This window comes from Lactobacillus sp. ESL0700, assembly GCF_029392095.1.
In the GTDB taxonomy this organism is placed as follows: domain Bacteria; phylum Bacillota; class Bacilli; order Lactobacillales; family Lactobacillaceae; genus Lactobacillus.
Genome location: NZ_CP113930.1, coordinates 402238 through 424538, shown reverse-complemented (window position 1 = coordinate 424538; position 22301 = coordinate 402238). Strand labels below are relative to the sequence as shown.

Here is a 22301-nt window from a genome sequence, read left to right as displayed (position 1 = left end):
TTGGCCTCGATTTATGCAAGCCGTGGCTTTAGCGTGCGGTCAAACAGATTAGCGATTAATTTAACCAACACCCCATCAAAGACAAGCGCTGAAATCATGTTGGTAATAAACATGACAATCTGGACCGTCATATTAAATTTACCCCAACCATAAAGAATGTATGACGGAATAAAAATTCCTAATCCGGCAAAGAAGGCACCAATCATCACACTCTTCCAAGAAAAGTTTTGATAACGTACGGTTTTCGGGAAAAAGCCGATTTCATTCGTTGCTCCTTGAATCAAACCGGAAATAACCGTTATTGCACCCCATTGACCACCAATTGCCATTTCTACAATTGAGGCTAAAACTTCACCAATTGTACCAGAGCCAATTGTCGGGACAAAGTACATTGCAAGTGGTGCCGCCATTAGCCATAAGCCCGAAAAGACGGTATCCGTTACTGGTGCAAAGCCCGTGGGTACAAGTGCCATTTTAATAATGTTGTAGGCCCAATTAAAGCCGTAAGTATAAATCACTCCCATAATAATTCCAATCAATGCGACCAAAATTACCGACTTAACATTCCATTTTGATGATCTTGTGAACATAAAAAATACTCCTAACTAACTTTTAAGTCAGAAGGAGTACAAATTAAATGCTTGTTCAAACACTTCCCTAACGCAGGCATTGTCCTGTTCAGGTTCCGAGGGTAATTCTCAGCTATTGGCACCCCTAGTGACTAATTTTTAATTAAAAATAGTATACCACAATGATAATGATAGTAAAGCAATCCCCGATTTTCACTAATCATCAAAAAAGAAATTATTATTGATTACTTATTCTTATCATTTTGCTTATTATTTGACTTGCGAACCCATCTAGCAATCATGCCATTTCCTTGGCCCCGCATGATTGCGTTAAAGTTACGGCTAAAGGCAATTAAGAAAACCATGCAGTTAAATGTAAAAATTACCATTGCAACTGTTACGACAACTGTATTTTTACAATATACCAAAATTGGGATTAGCAAAAAAATACTGATTACTTCAACCCAAACGCTATAAATTTGGTGACCAGCGCGATAAACACGAGCGACAAATTCCCGTGCTGCCCAAAATAAGACGAGTAGCCCAATTATGATAATGAACGAATTTAGCTTCATTTTAATTTTGATGACTTTCGAATTTAAACTTAGTCCATGGTCGTAAATATTTTAGTAATGGCAATTCTTCTGGCTTAATCGCAGCAATCTTATTTTTCCGTTCGTCGCTATGTGGTTGAAGTACAACTTGTAATTCATTTTTATAAATACCAAAGCCGTCATTACCAATCAAAATATCGCCAACCTCAAATTGTGTTTGATTATCATGAGCTGGGTTAGCCTCTGCTTTGTGCCACACACGCGGCATGGTTGAGCGAGCAACTAAAGCATTGCTGTCGCCACGCCGAAAATGCTTGTCTTCCAGCAAAATTTTTTGCTCTAATGGACTAATTCCCGGTAACATTTCAACATCAAAAGATAATTCATATCTATCTAACTCACTTAAACGGCGCAGCTCATCCTCACTAGCATAAGAATTACCAATAATCACGTCATCAATTAAGTTAGTCATAAATAACGATTTGGCCTGAACTTCAATTGGTAAGTGACGGTCGGCTTCTCTAGTTGGCAAGCCATCATTTACATCCCAAGGTCCGTGTGTACCACATTGACTGGAAACAAAAGCAGCGGTGTGAATGCCATGCTTCTTAAAGTTTTTGCTACATTCTTCAAAGAAGTTATCTTCAAGCCCACAGCCAACTTGTGGATAAAAGTTGTGGCAGCCATAAATAAATGGTTCATTAGCTTGGTAGCTCAAGACGTTATCCAAGTACCCGGTATTATTGCTCATGTTTAATTCAATAATCATGTGTTCCGGATTAAATGTTAGTTCTGCCTCTGTTCTGCCGTCAAATCCTTCATCAAGTCTAATTGCAGTAGCTCCTATTTCTTTAAAAAATGACAAATCGGTATATGAAATCCCTAATTGCTTAAAGATACTTGGTGAAACATCCAAGGTTGTAGCAAAGCCATGCTTGTTCCCAAACTGAATAATATGTTGAAACTTTTTCTTAGTGGCTGCAACATCCTTAGCTTCCAACATACTCATAAAAATCCGAGTGAAGCCATATTTTTCACCAAGTAGTAAATATTGTTCGTCCTGTTTTTCATCACTGTGATCGGGATAAATTGATAACCCAATGTGGCGCATTGTCATAAAAAATCTCCTTATTTATCAAATTATGCATTAAGCAAAAAACACTTCAACCAAACTAGCTGAAGTGTTTTTAATTATTTTGCTAATTCTTCACTAACTAAGTCAAGCAGCTTACCTGCAGCAAGCGGAGTATACATTGTCCGTGGAATCAACAAGAAGTTAATATGATGGTCTTTAGCCTCATCTTCAACAGCTTGCTTGCGGAAAACGGCTTGTGGTGCCAATAAAACAATGTCATATTGATCAGCACTCAGCTCATCAGCAATGCCTTCCGTTCCTACAGCTTTAACTTCGACATCAATGCCACGTTTTTTACCTTCTTTTACAAGGCCATTAGCAATTAATGACGAACTCATTCCACCACTACATGATAATAAAATCTTCATTAGGTTTCCTCCTAAATTTCAATTATGCTTTTGCTGCTGCCTCAGCTTTCTCTGCGGCAGCAGTTTCAGCTTCAACCTTGACTTGGTGTCTGTCCCACATCTTAAAGAATGGGAAGTAGATTACCATTGAAACAAGAACGTTAACAATAGCAACCACAATTGCCCGCCAGTCATAACCAGTAGCAAAGAATGCTCCGATTGGCCCAGGCAATACCCATGGCACAATTGCCGTGGTCTTATTTAGCAAACCAGTTACGGTTGCTGCCCAAGTAATTACACCATCAGCCATTGGCGCTAAAATAAATGGAGCAGCAAAGTATGGGTTCAACACAATTGGCAGACCAAAGATAATTGGTTCATTAATGTTAAAAATACTTGGTACTAATACAACTGCACCCATTGCCTTACCAGTATCTGATTTGGACAAGAATGCAAGCAAAATACATAAAGCTAAAATTGAACCAGAACCACCAATATAAACAAAGAATTGTAAGAATTGCTCAGTCATAAAGTGTGGTACTGTAGCAGCAGTTGCACCGTGAGTAATTGCGGCCATATTAGCGTTTAAGTGTGCGTACCAGTATGGAACAACTGGAGTTGAAGTAATCGCACCGTGAATCCCAAACATCCAGAACAGTGAGTTGAAGAAGATTGGTACTAATACGGAAATCAGATTATCTTTACCAAACTGTGATAATGGTTGCAGTAAGTTAAGTAATCCTTGGTTAAGATCAAAGTGTAAACCAACTTTGATAAACCAAGCAATAATAATCAAAACAGCTGCCGGAATTAATGATGTAAATGCACTAGAAACTGCTGGTGGCATTGCATCTGGCATCTTAATAACTAAATTCTTTTCTTTGAAGAAATGAATTACCCAAACACAAACACAGGCAGATAACATAGCTGTAAATAGCCCATAAGAGCCAAAGTTAGTCGTTGGGAAAACAGTTCCCGCAGCTAATCCTGTAGTTTTAGCTGCTTGTGGGGTAATTGTTTCGGGTGTAATAGCCAACATCAAATAAACCATTACCGCAATTGTACTACTAGAGTTGCGATCAAGCTTATATGATTTTGCTAAGTGGGCAGCGATTGAATAACAAGAATACAATCCCATTAACCCGATTGAAAATGTTACTGGAATTTGAAATGCGGCCAAGTTTTGCTTAATAAACGGAATTGGCAGTTGCGCAATCAATGTAAAAATAGAACTAGCAATGGAAACAGGAATGATAACCGTCATACCATTGGCAATAGCCTGCATATAACGGTTACCGGCTACTTTAGCCATTCCGTTAGCTATTTTTTCTGAATTAAATTTCATGTGTACCTCCTTCTAAAGTAAATACATTTATTTAAAATTATTTTGTCTTATCTTCAAGCCCAACTAATTTTTTGTTCAAATTAACAATATATTGGGCTAAATCACGAATTAATTCTGCCGCCATCATTTGATCTTCAGCATGTACTAACAAGATACTAAATGGCAGTTTCTTCTGATCTGCTTCAGAGCTAATCACCTTTAAATGCACGTTTTGTGCGGTCTTCAAGCATTCATTTGCTTGTTTAAAATCAGCTTCGCAGTTATCAAAATTCCCTTTGTCAGCATCATCAATTACCTTCATCAGTAATGATCGTGCTTCCCCAGTATTGCTAATCATTTCAAAAGCAATCTGCTCAATTCCATCCATTGGCCTCACCTTCTTTCGTTGTTTATTTCAATTTTACTACTAACTATATATATAAAACAGCACAGCTGTTATTATTATTCACAATATGAGCATCGATTTGTGGATAGCTTTGCATGACTTGCTTAAGTAGTCGCTGCCTAAATTGTGCATTATTAACTACGACTGAACCGGATAACGCTAGCTGCGTTGGTACAGGCTCTTTATAACGATTTAGTAAGCCGATTACTTCAGCAGCCAACGCATCCGCCTGCTCATCAAGTGCTTGCTTAGCCAAAGGGTCAGCTTCAGCCAAGTGGGCAATTTCTTTAGCAAAAGCAGCAATTTGATCACGGGTTAGATCGTAGCATTTCTTCACTAATGCCGGCATCGTAGTTACAGCTGCTAACTGCATTAATAATTGCCCTAAAGAAGTAGTCTGACCCTCGTCATATTTACGCAGTGCGAGTTTAATCGCTGTTATTGCAATTTGATAGCCGCTACCAACATCATCAAGCAAGTTGCCCCAACCACCAAACCGATAGGTCTGATTTTGATTAACGCCATAGACGATTGAACCTGTGCCGGCAATTACCAGCGTGCCATCCTGACCATGCAAGCCGTTAATTAATGCCAGCTTGGCATCACTAACTAGCTGAACTTTAAGCTGTAATTTTGACTCTAGTTCTGTTGTTACCGCCGCCGCATTGCCACTGGTTTCCAGTCCGGCAATGCCGATTAAAATTTTGGTGCAGTCTTCTTTACCCAGTGCTGAAGTCAATTCAGTAATTACTTGAACCAAGTTGCTAATCGTTGCTTGCGCGTCTAAAAAGATATTCCCAACGCCAGCTGTCGCTTCCTTCAAGCACTTACCTTGGCTATCAAAACCGCGGGCAACGATATGAGTGCCACCGCTATCAATCCCAATCCGATATTTCATTGTTATGCCTCATTGCTGTTTAAAAAGTTTTTGATTTTTTGCCCTAAAGCAGAATTTAAAACATTTTTTGCCGCTGCGTCTCGCTGGCTGCGATCAATCAATGTCTGATAAATAGCAGCCAAGTCATGTCTGTCAGCCAAAGTTACTAATTCAGGCTGCCGAGTTAACTGCTGGTATCGCGTCTGAATTAGCCCCCACAGCTTCTGGTTATTTGCGGTAAAACTATCGCCATCAAGTGCTGAATAAACCAAACTAACGATGTCACCATATTTGCCAACTAAATAATGATCGCCGACAAAATCCTTCTTTTGCCCATCAATAAGCGGCGAATTACGCTTATTAGTTAACAGGATAATCACAGTCTGCCGCTCAAAATCCACTAGACTCAACGTGCCAGTCCAACCAGTGTGACCAATTGTATTAGCAGTCGGAGCATTAGAAAAAATCCGCGCATAGCCTGCATCGGCCTGCCGCCGCCAACCCAAACCAAATGTAGGATCAGTTGACTTTGGCTTAGCAAACTCGGCCAAAGTATCAAGATCAAATAGTTGCGTTTGACCATAACCACCATGGTTAAGCACCAACTGCGCTAAAACTGCCAAATCCGTCGCATTACTAAACAGGCCGGCATGACCACTAACACCCTTCATTGTGTAATAGGCCTTCGAGTCATGTACTTCTCCTTGAATTGTTGTCGTGCGAACGTGATTAAAATCTGCCGTCCCAGCAAAAGTATTACCATCAAGTTCAGTCGCAGCAGTTGCCGCACGCTGAAAGCCATGTTGCAAGGGATTAAAAGTAATATGCTTAAGTCCCAATGGTTGATAAACATTAGCTCTCACGTAGTCATCCTCTCGTTGACCCGTGATTTTTTCGATAATCAAGCCCAAGAGCATGTAATCAACGTCGGAATAAATTGTTTTTGTTCCCGGTTGATAACTCAGCGGGGTCGCGATAATTTTAGCTAAAATCTCGTCACGATTTTGTGTATAAATTTTATCAGCCAATTCGTTATGATTATCAAAATATTGAGGATCAGCAGGAAAGCCAGCTTGATGCTCCAAAATATCTTGAATTGTTAAATCATCCTTGCCCTTAATCTTATCTTGCGGCTGATCCTTAAATTCAGGAAAAATATCAGCGACTCTACTTCTAATCGCCAACTTTTTCTCATAGACCAACTTTTGTAACGCCAAGTTGGTAGCCCACATTTTAGTATTGGAAGCAATGTCATAAAGAGTTTCATCAGTTACCCTGGGCGCAGTTGTCAACCTTTTACCATCTGGCGAATAGCTATTAACCCGGCCATAAGCAGACTGCTTAACGATTTGACCATTATGAACCACAACCAATTGTGCTGATGGAAAGCCAAACTTAATTTGGTTATTAATCAAATTATCAATTAAGTTAAAACCATCATTATCACGATTTTCCGTATCTTCAGCGTGATTTTGCAGCACTGGAAACGGAATTTTAAGATGTACTTTGCCTTCATTAAACGTACCAGAAAGCTGCAATTTATTTCGGCCATTAACGGTCAACTTGCGTAAATCCAGCGCCAGCCAAACCTTAACAGGTAATTGGGTAAGGCTAATTTCCTGGCCATTGACAAACAACGTCAAATCTACTGGCTTCTCCAGCAAGATGTCCAGTTCGCCATGCCCTTGATATGAAGTAAAATATTGCATTTGGTTGTTAAGTAGTGCCGTTGTTACATTAGCCACTGGCACTTTCTCTGGATAGATTGCGGTGACTTGAAAAGCTCCTTGCGGCTCACCTTCAAGCTGCTTAAATGTTACTTGTTCAACCATTACACTACTTCCTAGCATTCTTAAATTGTTCAATCACCCACTGGTAAGCCTGCGGCGCTACCTTTGCCCAGTAAGTCCAATTGTGATCATCAATGTTATCCTGAATGAACTTAGTCTTGACTTGATATTGTGTTAATTTGTTAACAAATGAAGCAACATCAGCGATTGGCACCACCGTATCTTTAGCCGTGGACTCGACATAGAAGCTGACATCCTGAGCTTTTTTGAGATAACTTGTTGGAAAGACCAGTTCATAAAATTGTTCAGACCAAGCTTCAGTATCACTTTGCCATGCATGCAACGTCTTTCTAAATTTATTATCTAATGGCAAATGCTGCCAAACAGCCGGCGAAATCAAAGCCGCACTGGACCAGTAATCTGCATACTTCAACGCCAAACGAGCCGCACCATAGCCGCCCATCGAGATACCGCCGATTGCATGTTGCGACCGCTCCTGTGCAATATGATAGTTCCGCTCAATCAGCGGTACTAGGTTTTGCATTACGGCGTCTTCCATCTGCATCCCGCCATTTTGTCCATTAATATAGAAAGAATTAAAGCCATCAACAAAAACAACAATCAGCTTTTGACCTGTTTGTTCAACCAAATCATCAAGCATTTGTTGGGAGTCAAATCGTTCTAATAAATTACGATGATTACCGCCTAACCCATGCAGTAAATATAATACAGGGTATTTGTCCCCCGACTTCTCATCGTAGCCGCTAGGCAAGTAAACATCGTAATTCCAGTCCAATCTTAAACTAGGAGAATAAAACATTTCCGTTTCAATTTGACTATTATCAATCATATTATTTAACTCTCATTTTGTTTATTTAGTAATCGCTTACAAAATAATTATATTATATTTAAAATACTGTTACAACATTTTTTGCGAAATTTTGTAAAAATATTTCACGCAGTAACCAAAAAAGCCATTACTCCGGGCTTTGTAGCTCGAACATAATGGCTATTATTTTTAGTTGTTTGTTAAATTTTTTAATCCGGGCAAGCTAATCATAATCAACAGGCTAATAACGTACAAGCTTGATAAAAAGCCCATTACAACCGTTAAATTATAGTAGTCCATTAAAATACCGATGACGACTGATGAAAAGCCACCGACGGCGCGGCCGATGTTAACAATAATGTTATTAGCACTCGACCTGATTTCCGTTGGGTATAGGCGACTAATCACCGCGCCGTACCCGCCAAACATCCCATTGGAAAAGAAGCCAACAATCGCGCCAATGATTAGCAGCGTGATCATGTTAGTCGCTAAACTCAAGGTGTAAACCATGATAGCTGAACCAATTAGGAAAATCGCAAACGCACGGCGCGGACCAAAATGATCAAAGATGGTACCAAAGGTCATCATCCCGATGCTCATCCCAACAATGGTTGCAATCATCCACAGGCTTGAATTTGCAACGTTTAGATTTAATTGCTTTTGCACAATCGTCGGCAGCCAATTCATCAGACCAAAGTAGCCTGCAATTTGAACTGTCATCATAATCATCAAGCCCAGACTTTGCCAAGCCAGCCGTGGTGTCGCAAACATCTTATGGGCAACGTTAGCTAGCAGTGAGCCTTTTTCTTCTGCCTTAGCCGTTAAAAATTGTTGGCTCTCATGCAGGTGCTTTCTAATGAAAACCGTGAGCACAACTGGCACAATTCCAACCAAAAATAACATGTGCCAGCCAGCCGTTGGGATAATCCAAGCCGCAATTAGCGCCGCAAAAATCGCTCCCACCTGACCGCCAACTGCCGCAATTGAGGTCATTTTACCAATTTCCTTTTTGGGAAAAGCCTCGGCAATTAATGCAATCCCAACTCCGTATTCCCCACCGGCACCAATTCCGGCCAAGAAACGGAGGACATAAATCAAATAAATGTTATTGGCAAAGGCCATGCAGGCGGTAGCTACCGCGAAAATAATCACGGTGTGGCTAAAGGTTTTCACCCGGCCGATTTTATCGCCCAAAATACCAAACGCGACGCCGCCAAACAGCATTCCCAAGTTCGTAATCGATGAAATCAAGCCCGCAGCACCACCAGATAGGTGCAAATCGGCAATCATCGAACTCATCGCAAACGATAAAAAAAGTACATCCATGTTTTCTAGCATAAAGCCCGATGAAGTCGACGCGATGGTCCACTTCTGGTCTGTAGTTAGTGCATGACTGTACTCATTAGTTGTATCCATATTTAATTCCTCCGAAACAAGCGCTCTCTGTCGCCTAATTATTTCTTTGGAAGACTATTTTACTCGTTTACGAATTTTTTGCAATAAAAATATTAAACTTTTTTAAAATTGACTAAAACTAGCCAACTTTTCGTTAGTTAAGTCGCGAATAATTGCCACCGTCATCTCAACGGCTGCCTTGAAATCTTGGTAAGCACTGAAGCAATATGGTGAGTGCTCATAGCGAACCGGAATGCCAATTACAATTGTCGGTGCCCCATTTTCATAATAAATTGCGGCGCCATCTTGACCGCCACCGGTTCTAACTGAACGTGTATATGGAATATGGTTCTTATCGGCAATGTCGCAGGCATATTGTTGGAACTTTGGATTCGGCAAGAATGACGTATCCATATCACGCATCATCGGTCCATGCTTTAAGGCAGTTTGCGACAGCCATGCGGGAGTAAAGGTATCATCAGCTGGACAAGATTCCAAGACAATTCCCAAATCCGGCTTAACAGTACGCGCAGTAACATACGCACCACGCAAGCCAACTTCTTCTTGACTTGACAATGCAGCAACAACATTAAATGGCGTTTCTTCGCCGTCTAAAGTTTCCAAAACATCGGCCATCGCTGCAGCACCAAAGCGGTCATCGAAGTCCTTGCCAAAGAACAAGCCCGACTTTTCATTGTATTCACACTTAACGTCAACAAAAATTGGACAGCCAGTGTCAATCTTATAATCGTTTAACGTTTCTTCACGTGAGCTCGAACCAACATCGATTGACATATCAGCTACATCAGGTACGTTATTACGCTCAGCCTGCGTCATAAAGTGCGGTGGCTTAGTTGCTACAACGCCCGGGATATATTCACCATCGCGATTTCTAACTCGAACTCGCAAGGCCGGAATATTGTACTTAACCCAGCCGCCAAGCGGAACAAATTTAATCATCCCGTTAGGTCTAACTGCCTGAGTAATAAACCCGACTGCATCGGAGTGTGCATCAAGTTGAATAACGGGCCGCCCCGCCTGATTTTCTTTCTTAGAAGCATAAACATTCAGCATTCCGTCAACCTTAACGTTGGCAAAATCTTTGACGGTTTCGGTAAACAGCTTAACAAACTCGCCTTCAAAGCCTGAAGTTGAGTTTGCATCTGAAAAAGCCTTCAACATTTTTATTTCTTGTTCTTTTTCCATTTTGCTTAACCTTTCATGCGAAAAATATTTATTTCTATTGTAGCAAAAATAACTGTCTAATAATTAAAAAGTTAAGCTAATTTTCAGATAAAAAGCACATTTTTTAATTTAAGTAAAATATTAACGCCTAAATCAGCTGTAAACCGCGTAAAAAGTGTAAATCAAGCTACTTTTTATGCGAAAGAATGATATAATCGAATTTATTAGGAATCTTGAATTAGTTGAAGTGAAGGGTAGATAAATGCCAAAAAGCGACAATATTAATAGAATTATTGATCATAAATTATTTACTGAAGATGATATTCATCAAATGTGTGTCCGCCTGGGCAAGCAATTGACTGAAGATTATGCCGGTAAAAAGCCACTAGTTGTTGGCGCACTTAAGGGTGCGATTTTCTTTTTAACTGATTTGGTCCGCGAAATGGACGTAGAAGAAGAAATCGATTTTATGGATGTTTCCAGTTACGGCGACGGGTTAGTTTCTTCAGGTAAGGTTAACTTAATTACCGACCTGACTACCGATGTTAAGGATCGCGATGTCTTAATCGTTGAAGATATTGTCGACACTGGTCTTACTTTGAAATACATGAAGGACATGCTTAAAAAGCGTGGTGCCAAGAGTGTTAAGTGCTGCGTGCTCCTTAACAAGGAAGCCAATCGCACAACCGATGTTGAGATTGAATACTATGGTTCAAAGGTTGGTAATGAATTTGTCGTTGGGTATGGCCTAGACTTTATGAATTCTTTTCGCAATATCAACTACATTGGCGTCTTAAAGCCTGAGGTAATCAAGCTGGCCAATAACAAATAATTAAACATAATAAAAAAGCGTTACTTCAATCGGAGTAACGCTTTTTTATGTTTAATTTTGTTCTTCCTTATCGGTCGCATTTTCTTTGACCACTGGCTTAACGATAAACCAGCGCATAAAGCCTTGTTCAATACTATCCAGCTTAAACGAAAAGCCTTCAAGTTCAACCGCCTCATCCTTTTTCAAATCCGGATAATGTTCCATCATATAGCCACCGATAGTGATAATATCGCTATTTTGAAAGCTCTTTAAATCCGCTCTGAAATAACGCTCGAAGTCGTACAGCGTGGTTTTCCCAGAAACATGAATATTGCCTTCCTTGTCCTTAATAATGTAATCATCAGAAACATCGTCGATTTCGTCCTTGACTGTACCGAATAATTCTTCATAAATATCTTTATCCGTTACAATCCCGCTGGTTCCGCCATATTCATCAACTACCAAGACAATCGGGGTGTGCTTTTTAATCATTAAATGCAAAATATCCTGAATTGGCATCGACTCAGGCACCGTAATCATTGTCCGAATAATCCGCGTTACCGGCACATGGGCGTCAAGCTGACTCTGTTGCACCACATCAAACGCGTAAATATAACCTACAATGTCATCCTTATTATTATCACGAACAACCGGCAAGCGACTTGATCCTTCTTCAAGGTACATTTGCAGAGCTTGAGCAATTGTATCGGTTGAGTCAATTACAATTAGCCGCGTCCGGTCCGTCATAATATCTTTGGCAACTTTATCGTTTAATTCAAAGGCCCGCTTCATGTAAGTTAAGTCATTTTTATCAAGTGACCCACCATGAACCGCCTTACGCGATAATTTAATAATTTCCGACTGCGAATAAACCTGATTTTCCTCATCAGCTGGTTCAAAGCCCAGCACTTTTAATAAGCCATTCGAGCTCGTGTTTAGTAACCAGACAAACGGATAAACCAAGGTATGAAAGGCTTGCAGCGGTGTTACCAACTTCAGCAGCATTCTAACCGGCATATCAATCGCAATATTTTTGGGAACAATTTCCGTAATCACGACCTCTAAATAAGTCAGGAAAATAACGCCGAGCAATGCACTTACCGATTTTACCAGCGAGGGATTCAGGTGGGCTAAGTTCAACAGATTTTCAAACAAAGTTGCAAATGTGTCAGCAGAAAACCAACCTAAAACAACCCCCACAAGCGTTGTTCCTACCTGTGTGGTTGATAAATATTCATTTAAATTGTGTACCATGTGCAGCGCGCGCTTTACCTTGCGGCGATTACCGGTATTGTTTGTCAGCATATCTTCCAGCTGACTTGATCGAGTTTGGACTAATGCAAACTCTGCAGCGACAAAAAACGCCGCAAAGACAAAAATCACCAAAGTCGCTATTAAGTAAGTAATTATTTGGGCTGTACTCAAAATTCGTCACCTTTTTGTTAAAAAACTTCTATGTTCTATTTTAACATCAATAGCAGACTTTTAATCATCAAAATTAATCTTACTTAACCAATTTATAGATTTTTTCAAATGGTAGTCTTGGTGGAAAATATTTAGGATCGTTCACTTCGGCTGAGTTATCTTTGTAACCAATACCAATTGCCATTCCCACGAGCTCTTCTTCTGGAATCTGGGCATATTTACGAACTAGTTCAGGATAAGAAACCATCGAGTGCGCCGGCATAATTGACAAACCTTCGTCAAGTGCCAGCAACATGATGCTTTGAGCAAAAATCCCTAAGTCAAACACTGACCAAGCAGGTGACGCCTTCGGAATTGTCAAAAACGCAACATCCTGAGCGTTAAACATCGTGTCATTGGCATTAGTAAACAGTTCCATTTTATTATTAAAAAAGTACGGTTGCGATGCGCCCATCGTTGCCAAGCTTTGACTTGGATAAGCATCCCAATTAAGTGACAAGATTGTCGCAAAATCTTCATGCGGTTTAATCCCATCCTTAATATTCTGCTCAAAGTCTTTTCTCAAATTACTAAGTGCATCACCGGTTACCATATATACCCGCCAAGGTTGCGAATTAAGTAGTGACGGCGATTGTTGTGCCTTTTTAATGATTCTGGCAAGCATCTTTTCACTGACTTTTCTATTAGAAAACTTACGCGTTACACGTTCGCCACTGTATACATCCTTAAATTTCATTAAAACCCAAATCCTAACATTTTAGCTTACTAAATATTATTTTTTCTACTAAAAATGGTATCGTCTAGATTATACCATCACAAAGCATTTGCTTAATTCATTTTTAACTAAAACAATTAAGCAAGATATTGCCTAACATATGACAAAACACATAAATACAATATTAATAAATAATGCATAATTTTGCAAAAATAATAACCAAAAAGTAAAAAATATTTTCAAAGCCAAACAAACGCAAAATTAATATTTAGCTATCCAAAGTGCAATTATAGCACCTATTATTTGTTATCGATAATAATATTTTAATTATTTTCAAATTATATTATATATAAAAAAGCAGTTTGACTAATATTAATTAATCAAACTGCGTTCTTTAAACTTTATACTGGCGCCGAAGCTCACGCTCCTGGTCACGCTTTTTAATGGTTTCACGCTTGTCGTATTGCTTTTTACCCTGACCAACACCAATTAAGACCTTGGCAAAGCCATGCTTCAAGTAAACTTTAAGCGGTACAATCGCTATTCCCCGCTCTGCTTGCTCTTTAGCTAGTCGAGTTAATTCCTTTTTATGCAGAAGTAACCTGCGACTACGGAGTGGTTCATGATTATAACGGTTGCCTTGCTTATACTCGCTAATATGCACATTTTCTAAAAAGGCAGAGCCATTAATTACCTGCACGTAGCCGTCACGCAGACTAACTCGCCGTGCACGCACAGATTTAATCTCTGTTCCGGTCAATGCAATTCCAGCTTCATATGTTTCTTTGATGAAATAATCATGATGTGCTTTTTTATTTTGCGCAATCAAATTTTCATTTTTTTCTTTCATCAGTTTTCAGTCCTAATGCTTATACTTGCTAAAATGCGGGTGGTTGCCATTCTTACGGAAACCATTCCGACTATTGCCATTGCGCCCGCCGCGATGACCATGATCATTATGGAATCCACGACTGCCGCGAGTGCGATTATTATTGCCACGATTATGATGCGGATGCTTTGGAGCATTAGGATCATAAACTTCGAAGTCCAACTGGTGTTGCTCAATATTGGCATTAATCAAAGTGACCTTAATTGGCATCCCGACACGGTATTGCTTGTGCGTACCGCGACCAGTCAACGTTAGACTCTTTTCGTTAAAGCTATAAAAATCATCGGTTAAGTTTGAAATGTGGATCAAGCCTTCAACCGTGTTAGGCAACTGGATAAACATCCCAAAACTTGTCACAGAAGATACAACTGCGTCAAAATGTTGCCCAACTTGATCGGCCATAAACTCGGTCATCTTCAAATCATTAACTTCACGTTCGGTATCGACTGAAACTCTTTCCTGAGTTGAAGTTTGTTCAGCAACATCCGGCAAGTAACTGGCAAAATGCTGCTGCACATCTTGACCAGTACCTTGATCGCTATAAGCATGGATCATCCGGTGCACCATGAGGTCAGAATACCGTCTAATTGGTGAAGTAAAGTGGGTATAAAACTTAGCAGCTAAACCAAAGTGACCCAATGCTTCTTCAGAATAATGGGCCTGCTTTAAACTGCGCAGCATCATCATTTGCACAACTGCTTCTTCAGGTGTCCCCGTTGTTTTAGCAACTACCTTCTGCAAGTCAATTGGTTTGACGTGGTTCGGGTCAGCCTTAATATTCAGACCAAACGCACTACAAAACTCAAAGAAACTCTTAATCCGTTCACCATCTGGCGTTTCGTGAACCCGGTACAAAAATGGCACATGCTTTCTGAAAAAGTCTTCAGCAACAGTTTCGTTAGCAACCAGCATGAATGATTCAATCATTTTTTCTGCTGTACCACGATTATGCAAGACAATATCGATTGGCTTACCCTGCTCATCGACGATAATTTTAGCTTCTGGCTCTTCAAAGTCAATTGCACCACGTTGGTGACGCTTCTTGTATAAAGCGTTATGTAATTCGGCCATGTCTTGCAGCATTGGTCGTAATTTAACATACTTTTCTTCTAATTCATCAGTGTTATTAGGGTCTAACGCTTGATTAACCTTGTTATAAGTCAACCGGCCGTGTGACCTCATTACTGATGGATGAATGCGGTAATTTACCCGCTCACCTTCCGGCGTAAATTCCATTTCACACGATAAAACTAAACGGTCTTGGCCCTCATTAAGTGAACAAATACCATTTGACAGTCGAAACGGCAGCATTGGAATTACACGGTCAACTAAGTAAGTACTGTTGCCGCGCGCAAATGCTTCTTCATCCAGCGGTGTTTTTTCCGTAACATAATGAGAAACATCGGCAATGTGAACACCTAAATGATAGTTACCATTAGGTAATTGCCATAAAACTACGGCATCGTCGAAGTCCTTAGAATCATCGCCGTCAATCGTAACTGCTGGCTGATCCGTTATATCTTCACGATTATTCCGCTCTTCTTCTTCAATATGATCGGGAATGGCATTGGCCTGCGCCATTGCATCTTCTGGCCACTCAGTGCGAACATCATGGGCAGAAACGATCGACATAATATCAACGCCGGGATCATTTTTGTTACCGATAATTTCAATTACTACCCCAGCCATTGAATCAGGGTTATCTTTGCTTGGATAATTGGCAATTGATACCTTAACCATGTCACCCATTTGGGGTTTTAGACCATTTTCACCAACATAAACACGATACTTGTGCAGCTTCTTGTTGGTACTCAAAACATAGCCTAAAAAGTGGCTAATCTTAACTTGGGCATCAGTCAACGGGTGAAATTCGCCAACTAAGGTATCAAGGCTGCGCTCAATAATTTCCTCAATTTGACCTTCTGGGCCCTTACCATTCCACGGATTACCGCCAGCTGTAATCTTAACGCGCACCTTATCGCCATCAACGGCATACGCGGTATAATCGCTAGCAATAAAAATATCATCGGCTTCTTCATCTTCAAGTCTGACAAAGCCAAAGCCCTTGTCATTAGCCCGAAATGACCCTTCAACAACCGTATTTTCTTGGGCTAATTGATAATGGCCGTTGCCGTCAGTAATAATTTTCTTTTCTTGTTCCAAAAAGGAAAGCGCCTTGACAATATCAGAAAAACTACCGAGGCGATCACGCCGCAGCATTCTGTCAATTTGCTCTACTTGGTATTGTTTTTTGGGATTATGGCGAAAGATTTCTAAAACATTAGCTAAAATTTTTTCGTTTTGTGCCATGCACTAATCTCCGTTCCTTATTAAAAAATATAAAAAAAGTCCTCCCCAACATTTGATCGGGAGGAACTAAAACTTACTTTGAAGACAAATAAGCTAATACAATAGCAAAAGCGAAAAAGAGAACCAGCAAGACTGCTGTAACTTTTTCCATAAATGCTTCAAAACCACGTTTCTTCGTTTGGCCACTAAAAACTGCGCCGCCGGATAAGGCATTCAATGCATCCTGTTGCTTTTGCGGCTGCATCATTGTTGCAATAACAATTAAAATTGAAACAATAATTAGTAGCGTCATAAATAAATTGTACAATGCGCTGCCTCCAATATACAGATCGATTACTTACAAAGTTTATCATAAAAGACGGCTTTTTTCGAGTATTTATTTTTCAAGTTCCGGTGCATCCGTCTTAAATTTCTTCTGTGTCGTCTTCTTATGGTTGTGATACCACAAAGAAGTTTTGTTAACACTAAATAGCTTCTTCAGTGCCTTGTCCTTATTATAATCATAATCACTGGCTTTGACCTTTTTAAACCACTTAGGCTTATAAAAACGTAATAGGTTGCCATCAATTACCCTGTCAGACAAGGATAATTGTGTAGTTACCTTGTTAGAAATTGCCACCAGCTGCATCTTTAGCTTTTTATCAGGCTTGGCAATCTCCGTTCCCGTCTTAGTATCATAATAAGTACCGCCGACTTTCGCGTATTGCGGCGTGATAAAGTCGCCGTTACGCTGCGCTACAATCTGCGGTGCACCTTTACTAAGCAGATCATGACCAAATTGAATGGTGCTCTTGTCGTTAATCCCCAATAAGTTAAGCAGGGTTGGCAAAACATCAATTTCGCCGCCGTAAGTTTTCTTAATGCCGCCCTTAAGCCCCTTCATATGGAACATCAGTGGCACCCGTTGAAACTTCAAATTATCAAAATCGGTAAATTCATCCTGATTTAATAATTGGGCACTGGCCTTATGGTGATTGCCGGAAATACCGTAATGATCGCCATACATCATAATCAAAGTATTTTTATCAAGCCCCGTTTTCTTCAGCCATTGCATTAATTCACCAATTGCTTGGTCAAGATAATGCGCGGTCTGGACATAACCATCAACGGTTTCATCTTCCGTATCGGTCTTGTCAATCGACTGGTTCTTCTTGTCAATTTCATACGGATAGTGGTTAGTTACCGTAATCATTTTTAAATAAAACGGCTGCGGCAGACGCTCAATGTACTTAATCGACTGGTTAAAAAAGATTTTGTCCTTCAAGCCATAACCGATGTAATACTTGGGCTTATTCTGATAATACGACAGCGGCATAAAGTACTGATACCCAAACTGCTTGTAGGCGTTGTTGCGGTTCCAAAACGAACCAGCACCGCCATGCATTACGGCCGTTGTATAGCCGCCTTGCTGGTTTAAAATCGCCGGCGCACTTTCAAAGGTGTTCGATGTACCGTAACTCGACATTGCCGACCCCGATTGTAAGCCGTAAAGCGAATTTTCCAGCATCATTTCCGCGTCAGATGTCTTACCTTGGCCAACTTGGTTATAAAAATTCGCAAAACTCAAGGTATCTTTGGCGTGATACAACTTGTTAAGGTTCGGCGTTACGGCCTTGCCCTTCCACTTGTAACCAATTAAAAACTGCTGGAAGCTCTCAAGGTGGATAACCAACACATTTTTACCCTTAGCTACGCCGGTATATTGCGGATTAGGCTTAACATAATTAGCCTTGAGATATTTTTGCACAGAGCCAAGATCAGAAACATTCGCCTTCGCCATCTGCGCACTTGTTTGCGCGGTCTTAAAGCCGTCATAAACAGCGTACTCGTTCATCCCTAAATACTTGACGATATAATTGTTATCAAACGTCCGGGTTAACAAGCCCGACCGGTCTTTCTGCGCCATCAGCAGGTTTAAGCCAATCATCAAAACGGCCAAGGCTTCAACTAGCACGTTAAACTTAAATTTAAGCGGCCGCAAGTCATACTTAATAAGCTTGCTGCACAATAGAGCAACAATAATGGCAACATCAAGTAAAGCCAAGAAGTCGGTTGCATGGGTTATCCCCACGATACTTTTGCCTAAATTATCCGCGGTCGACCCCGAAGTTTTAATAATCGATAAGGACAAAAAGTTGGAAAACTCACGATAGTATAAGATATTGGCAAACAGCCATAGGCTTAATACCAGATCAATCGCAATCATAATCCAATACGATTTACGTCCCTTAAAAAATAAACCGATTCCTAAAAGCAATACTCCCGCTGGCAGCGGATTAAGTAGGAGCAAAAAGTTCTGCATTGAACCAACTGCACCCAAGTTAAATTTAGTTAAGTAAATTGCGTATGTTTTTAGCCAAAAAGCTACTAAAACAATAATGAAAAAGCCTAGCTTGGTCTCTGTTAGCCACTGCAAAAAAGACTTGATCCTTGTCATTCTATTCTCCTCTCACCATGCTAATATATTACGCCAAAGCGCGATTAAACAAAGTGATTTTAGCAAAAATTAATTATTTGGCGGACTCAAGACTTTGCGCGGTTTGAAAATCCAGCCAAAGATCCCCAGTATCATCCCAAAAAAGTAAGTCACAAACCGCCATAAGAACATCCCTAAAATTAGGGTGCCGCTTGATGAGATAAAGGTCGAAAACAACGTTTGAAAGCTGTATTCTGCCCCACCAGACGCACCAGGAATCGGAATAATTGCCATAAACATGATAATCATAATATTCATTTGCGTTACACTGACCCAATCAGCTGGGACATTAAGCGCCACTAGCACCATGTAAGGAATTGAATAAAAGCAAGCCAGCTGCAAAATCGTAAACACGGCGCTTAACAGCAGCTTCTTTTTTTCTTGTTTTAATTTTTGACTTTCACGGTAAAAGGTATCGATTTTCGCCATCGTATTTTGCCGCCAAACTGCTACTCTCTTAGGATTAACTACCTTGGCCAGCAAATTCATCAACCAGTTAGCCGTATTTTTGGTCCACTGGTAAGCAAATAACACCGCTAATAACAAGACGATTGAACTGACATGGATTAAAAAGCCGATGGCAATGAAAAACGCAAGACCACCAAATTTAGTGGCAACCATATGAAAGCCGCTGATAATCGTGACCACATAAGCAATAAAAACCACAATTTGATAAATAATAAACTTCATCAATAACAGTGAAGTTGCGCGGCCGCCTTCTATTCCCATCTGCACCATTGCCGCCAGCTGCGACGGCTGACCGCCAGTAGACATTGGGGTAATGGCATTAAACAGGGCTTGAATTATCGGTATTCGTAAAAATGACCAGCACGAACGTTTGGGTTCGTTTTTCCGTTTTGCCAAAACCGCTAAAATACTGGCCTCAAAAACGTAGGACAAAAGCATTAATCCAAAGACAGCGACTAAACCGACAAGATTAATATTCTGCGCTGCTGCCCAGAGCTGAGCAACCGGTGTTTCCTTCAAATCAACAAACAGAACGCCGCCACTGATTAGTAACACAACCAGAATGCCCCATAAATGCTTTTTGTTCATTAGCGAATCTGTCCTAACTTTTTACCAAGTTCGTATTGTTCATGATAAAATTCATCCCAAATTTGGGCTAAATGGTCTTCCGAATATTTTTGACTGGCCAAATTTGATAAATTACTGTACTTATTCAGCACCGACTGGTCGCTTGCTGCAAGCTGCAATTGAGCGTTCATTTCCTCAAAATCACGACCACTCATGTAATAGCCACTAATAATTGCATGATATAGGTCTAAATCACGCAGTAGCACCGGCGTACCACAACTAAAGGCTTCCAGTACCGACATTGGAAACAACTCGTCATAAGACGGTAAAACAAACAAATCAGCGATATTAAGATAGTCCACCAATTTAGCTCGGTCAATAATTCCCGTAAACTTGAGATTTTGTGGTGGATTGTCAACCAGCTGCTTGAAATGCTCATAGCCATCCGTAATTTTGCCGAAGGAAAAGCCTCCGGCCCAAATAAACTGAATATCGGGATTCGCCTGTGCCATTTTAGCAAAATCATCAACGCCCTTGCGCGCCTGCACTTGCCCATCGCCAAAAACGACAAACTTATCTAACGGAATCCCCAACTGATGCCGAAAAGCATTCTTTTTTTCTTGGCTCTCAGCATAAAATTCGCTCTTAGAGACAAAATTAGGAATGTATTTAACACGATCTCGCCTAATGCCATATTTAACTAATTTATCGATAAAAATCGGATTTACGACAACGATCTGATCCATCCGCTTGTAAAAGTCGATAACATACTGATAAAAAACTTTTTTAGCAAAACCCGGCAATTCAATGGAGCCTTCCAGTGTTTCCGGCAAAAAGTGCACATAGCCGATCTTACGTCCCCGGCTGGGTGAGAAACTGTTAACAAAATAAGTAGGATTAATCGTGTGGTAGTGCGTTAAATCGCTTGCCCCATACTTGTTGTTAGTCACATAAAATTCGTCAACTAAATGCGTTCTTAACAACCTCATTAATTCGTTATAGGCCGAGCCAACCCCCTGCCCCTTAACTGATGCAGCTTGTGAGAACATATTTATTCTAATCATTTGAATCCTCTTTGTGCTTTTCTTGATAATTGGCAATTATATCTTGGTAAAACTGATAAACGCTGCTGCCAAAATGCTCTGCCGAAATTTGCTTAAGTTTATCGGCTAACTTAGCCTGCGGAATTTGATAATCTCCCTTTTGTAAATAAGTCAAAAGCTCTGTCAACATCTCACTAGGCCTTGTAAAGACTTGCCCCAAATCAGGATCATCAAAGACATGCTCCGTATAATCCGTATCATACACAACGCACTTAGTACCGGCAGCTAGGGCTTCAATGTAAGTTAGTCCCTGAGTTTCTGTATCACTTGCCGAAACGAAAACATCAGCCATTTGGTAATATGCCCCAACATCTTCATGAGGCACATTTCCTGCAAAAATAACGTAGTCTTCAAGCGTCAGCCGCTCAACTTGTTCTTTCAACACGTCAACATCGGGACCATCACCAGCAATTACCAACCGAGTTTTAGGGAACTCATCAATAATTTCCGGCATGGCATTTAGAATGCGGTCGATTTTTTTCTCACCAGCAATCCGGCTTAATGTTAATAAAACAGGACTATCAGGCGCTATTCCCAATTCCTGCCGAATGTTACGCGTCGACTTCTGATTCATCTCATTAACGGCTACACCAGTCGGAATAACTCTCATTGGGATAGTTACGCCATAGCGATGTAATAACGCCTCTACGCGCTTGCTAGGGGCAATCACGCCGTCCATATTCTTGAGAAAGACATTGGTAAACTGCTTAACGTGATATGGTCTAAGCAAATGACCATTCAACACGTAATGCAAATAGTCTTCATACATCGTGTGGTAAGTATGGATTGCGGGAATCTTAAGCTGATGCGCAACATATTTACCAATCATGCCCAGTGCAAATTCAGTTTGCGTGTGGACAACGTCCAGTTTAACTTCACGTGCCACTTTAGTCGCTTCAAAAAAGCCGCGAAATGCAATTCGCCGATCAGTAAACGAAATAAAAGGAACACTACTAAATCGAAAAACGTTAGCTTCAACTGTTCCCTTTTCAACGTGCGGATCAGTTGTCGTAAAAATAAATACATTGTGTCCCTGTGCTTCAAGAGCATCTTTGAGTGTCTTAATCGATGTTGCAACACCACTAATTTGTGGGAAATATGTATCGGTAAAAATACCAATATTCAT

General features: G+C 40.4%; 21 protein-coding genes and 1 riboswitch. Of the genes, 1 reads left to right on the top strand and 20 read right to left on the bottom strand.

Going from position 1 to position 22301, the window contains the following annotated elements; genetic code table 11:
• Window positions 1-11: 11 nt before the first annotated feature.
• The 11 genes from OZX63_RS02235 to OZX63_RS02185 all read right to left on the bottom strand — a co-directional run bounded on the left by OZX63_RS02235 (window position 12) and on the right by OZX63_RS02185 (window position 10432).
• Complete coding sequence (locus OZX63_RS02235) at window positions 12-590, bottom strand: ECF transporter S component (protein ID WP_277144191.1); 579 nt, start codon at window positions 588-590, stop codon at window positions 12-14.
• Window positions 591-637: 47 nt separating this feature from the next.
• Window positions 638-726, bottom strand: a riboswitch (TPP riboswitch).
• An 88-nt stretch (window positions 727-814) separates the two neighbouring features.
• Window positions 815-1144, bottom strand: coding sequence for a hypothetical protein (locus OZX63_RS02230; protein WP_277144190.1), 330 nt, complete (start codon window positions 1142-1144; stop codon window positions 815-817).
• A gap of 1 nt (window position 1145) precedes the next feature.
• Window positions 1146-2240 carry a MupG family TIM beta-alpha barrel fold protein gene (locus OZX63_RS02225; RefSeq protein ID WP_277144188.1) on the bottom strand — a complete coding sequence of 365 codons (1095 nt, stop codon included), beginning with the start codon at window positions 2238-2240 and terminating at the stop codon, window positions 1146-1148.
• 74 nt (window positions 2241-2314) lie between these two features.
• Window positions 2315-2626, bottom strand: coding sequence for a PTS fructose transporter subunit IIA (locus tag OZX63_RS02220; protein WP_277144186.1), 312 nt, complete (start codon window positions 2624-2626; stop codon window positions 2315-2317).
• A gap of 22 nt (window positions 2627-2648) precedes the next feature.
• Window positions 2649-3950 carry a PTS transporter subunit EIIC gene (locus OZX63_RS02215; RefSeq protein WP_277144184.1) on the bottom strand — a complete coding sequence of 434 codons (1302 nt, stop codon included), beginning with the start codon at window positions 3948-3950 and terminating at the stop codon, window positions 2649-2651.
• 37 nt (window positions 3951-3987) lie between these two features.
• A complete protein-coding gene (locus tag OZX63_RS02210; RefSeq protein ID WP_277144182.1) occupies window positions 3988-4317 on the bottom strand; it encodes a PTS lactose/cellobiose transporter subunit IIA in 330 nt (109 codons plus the stop codon).
• Between the two features lie 43 nt (window positions 4318-4360).
• A complete protein-coding gene (locus OZX63_RS02205; protein WP_277144180.1) occupies window positions 4361-5233 on the bottom strand; it encodes a BadF/BadG/BcrA/BcrD ATPase family protein in 873 nt (290 codons plus the stop codon).
• Between the two features lie 2 nt (window positions 5234-5235).
• Window positions 5236-7044 carry a penicillin binding protein PBP4B gene (pbp4b, locus tag OZX63_RS02200; RefSeq protein WP_277144178.1) on the bottom strand — a complete coding sequence of 603 codons (1809 nt, stop codon included), beginning with the start codon at window positions 7042-7044 and terminating at the stop codon, window positions 5236-5238.
• Between the two features lie 4 nt (window positions 7045-7048).
• The gene (locus tag OZX63_RS02195) at window positions 7049-7852 is read right to left on the bottom strand and encodes a YqiA/YcfP family alpha/beta fold hydrolase (protein WP_277144176.1); all 804 of its coding nucleotides are present in this window, start codon (window positions 7850-7852) and stop codon (window positions 7049-7051) included.
• Between the two features lie 168 nt (window positions 7853-8020).
• Window positions 8021-9247: an MFS transporter gene (locus tag OZX63_RS02190; protein WP_277144174.1), complete on the bottom strand. Its 1227-nt coding sequence runs from the start codon at window positions 9245-9247 to the stop codon at window positions 8021-8023.
• Window positions 9248-9349: 102 nt separating this feature from the next.
• Window positions 9350-10432, bottom strand: coding sequence for a M42 family peptidase (locus OZX63_RS02185; RefSeq protein WP_277144172.1), 1083 nt, complete (start codon window positions 10430-10432; stop codon window positions 9350-9352).
• Window positions 10433-10673: 241 nt separating this feature from the next.
• Here OZX63_RS02185 and hpt point away from each other — a divergent pair, with 241 nt between their 5' ends.
• Complete coding sequence (hpt, locus tag OZX63_RS02180; RefSeq protein WP_277144170.1) at window positions 10674-11243, top strand: hypoxanthine phosphoribosyltransferase; 570 nt, start codon at window positions 10674-10676, stop codon at window positions 11241-11243.
• 51 nt (window positions 11244-11294) lie between these two features.
• Here hpt and OZX63_RS02175 read toward each other — a convergent pair whose 3' ends face one another.
• From OZX63_RS02175 to OZX63_RS02135, 9 genes are all read right to left on the bottom strand, one after another.
• A complete protein-coding gene (locus OZX63_RS02175) occupies window positions 11295-12647 on the bottom strand; it encodes a hemolysin family protein (protein ID WP_277144168.1) in 1353 nt (450 codons plus the stop codon).
• Between the two features lie 79 nt (window positions 12648-12726).
• On the bottom strand, window positions 12727-13383 hold the full coding sequence (locus tag OZX63_RS02170) for a nitroreductase (protein ID WP_277144166.1): 657 nt from the start codon (window positions 13381-13383) through the stop codon (window positions 12727-12729).
• A 373-nt stretch (window positions 13384-13756) separates the two neighbouring features.
• Window positions 13757-14212 carry an SsrA-binding protein SmpB gene (gene smpB, locus OZX63_RS02165; RefSeq protein ID WP_277144164.1) on the bottom strand — a complete coding sequence of 152 codons (456 nt, stop codon included), beginning with the start codon at window positions 14210-14212 and terminating at the stop codon, window positions 13757-13759.
• 12 nt (window positions 14213-14224) lie between these two features.
• Window positions 14225-16561, bottom strand: a complete 2337-nt coding sequence (rnr, locus tag OZX63_RS02160) for a ribonuclease R (protein ID WP_277144162.1) — start codon at window positions 16559-16561, stop codon at window positions 14225-14227.
• Between the two features lie 73 nt (window positions 16562-16634).
• Window positions 16635-16868, bottom strand: coding sequence for a preprotein translocase subunit SecG (gene secG, locus OZX63_RS02155; protein ID WP_038521563.1), 234 nt, complete (start codon window positions 16866-16868; stop codon window positions 16635-16637).
• 69 nt (window positions 16869-16937) lie between these two features.
• Complete coding sequence (locus OZX63_RS02150) at window positions 16938-18998, bottom strand: LTA synthase family protein (RefSeq protein ID WP_277144160.1); 2061 nt, start codon at window positions 18996-18998, stop codon at window positions 16938-16940.
• Between the two features lie 69 nt (window positions 18999-19067).
• Entirely contained in the window at window positions 19068-20093 is a 1026-nt protein-coding gene (locus OZX63_RS02145; RefSeq protein ID WP_277144159.1) for a lysylphosphatidylglycerol synthase transmembrane domain-containing protein, read from the bottom strand.
• Window positions 20093-21136: a glycosyltransferase family 4 protein gene (locus OZX63_RS02140; protein ID WP_277144157.1), complete on the bottom strand. Its 1044-nt coding sequence runs from the start codon at window positions 21134-21136 to the stop codon at window positions 20093-20095. Before OZX63_RS02140 ends, OZX63_RS02145 begins: the two co-directional genes overlap by 1 nt.
• Window positions 21129-22301 carry a glycosyltransferase family 4 protein gene (locus OZX63_RS02135; protein ID WP_277144155.1) on the bottom strand — a complete coding sequence of 391 codons (1173 nt, stop codon included), beginning with the start codon at window positions 22299-22301 and terminating at the stop codon, window positions 21129-21131. The genes OZX63_RS02140 and OZX63_RS02135 overlap by 8 nt, the downstream gene beginning before the upstream one ends.

What these genes read in the sequence shown, in the direction of transcription:
- OZX63_RS02235 (WP_277144191.1), bottom strand. Translation starts at nt 590, where the DNA reads ATGTTCACAAGATCATCAAAATGGAATGTTAAGTCGGTAATTTTGGTC.
- OZX63_RS02230 (WP_277144190.1), bottom strand. Translation starts at nt 1,144, where the DNA reads ATGAAGCTAAATTCGTTCATTATCATAATTGGGCTACTCGTCTTATTT.
- OZX63_RS02225 (WP_277144188.1), bottom strand. Translation starts at nt 2,240, where the DNA reads ATGACAATGCGCCACATTGGGTTATCAATTTATCCCGATCACAGTGAT.
- OZX63_RS02220 (WP_277144186.1), bottom strand. Translation starts at nt 2,626, where the DNA reads ATGAAGATTTTATTATCATGTAGTGGTGGAATGAGTTCGTCATTAATT.
- OZX63_RS02215 (WP_277144184.1), bottom strand. Translation starts at nt 3,950, where the DNA reads ATGAAATTTAATTCAGAAAAAATAGCTAACGGAATGGCTAAAGTAGCC.
- OZX63_RS02210 (WP_277144182.1), bottom strand. Translation starts at nt 4,317, where the DNA reads ATGGATGGAATTGAGCAGATTGCTTTTGAAATGATTAGCAATACTGGG.
- OZX63_RS02205 (WP_277144180.1), bottom strand. Translation starts at nt 5,233, where the DNA reads ATGAAATATCGGATTGGGATTGATAGCGGTGGCACTCATATCGTTGCC.
- pbp4b (WP_277144178.1), bottom strand. Translation starts at nt 7,044, where the DNA reads ATGGTTGAACAAGTAACATTTAAGCAGCTTGAAGGTGAGCCGCAAGGA.
- OZX63_RS02195 (WP_277144176.1), bottom strand. Translation starts at nt 7,852, where the DNA reads ATGATTGATAATAGTCAAATTGAAACGGAAATGTTTTATTCTCCTAGT.
- OZX63_RS02190 (WP_277144174.1), bottom strand. Translation starts at nt 9,247, where the DNA reads ATGGATACAACTAATGAGTACAGTCATGCACTAACTACAGACCAGAAG.
- OZX63_RS02185 (WP_277144172.1), bottom strand. Translation starts at nt 10,432, where the DNA reads ATGGAAAAAGAACAAGAAATAAAAATGTTGAAGGCTTTTTCAGATGCA.
- hpt (WP_277144170.1), top strand. Translation starts at nt 10,674, where the DNA reads ATGCCAAAAAGCGACAATATTAATAGAATTATTGATCATAAATTATTT.
- OZX63_RS02170 (WP_277144166.1), bottom strand. Translation starts at nt 13,383, where the DNA reads ATGAAATTTAAGGATGTATACAGTGGCGAACGTGTAACGCGTAAGTTT.
- smpB (WP_277144164.1), bottom strand. Translation starts at nt 14,212, where the DNA reads ATGAAAGAAAAAAATGAAAATTTGATTGCGCAAAATAAAAAAGCACAT.
- rnr (WP_277144162.1), bottom strand. Translation starts at nt 16,561, where the DNA reads ATGGCACAAAACGAAAAAATTTTAGCTAATGTTTTAGAAATCTTTCGC.
- OZX63_RS02150 (WP_277144160.1), bottom strand. Translation starts at nt 18,998, where the DNA reads ATGACAAGGATCAAGTCTTTTTTGCAGTGGCTAACAGAGACCAAGCTA.
- OZX63_RS02145 (WP_277144159.1), bottom strand. Translation starts at nt 20,093, where the DNA reads ATGAACAAAAAGCATTTATGGGGCATTCTGGTTGTGTTACTAATCAGT.
- OZX63_RS02140 (WP_277144157.1), bottom strand. Translation starts at nt 21,136, where the DNA reads ATGATTAGAATAAATATGTTCTCACAAGCTGCATCAGTTAAGGGGCAG.
- OZX63_RS02135 (WP_277144155.1), bottom strand. Translation starts at nt 22,301, where the DNA reads ATGAATATTGGTATTTTTACCGATACATATTTCCCACAAATTAGTGGT.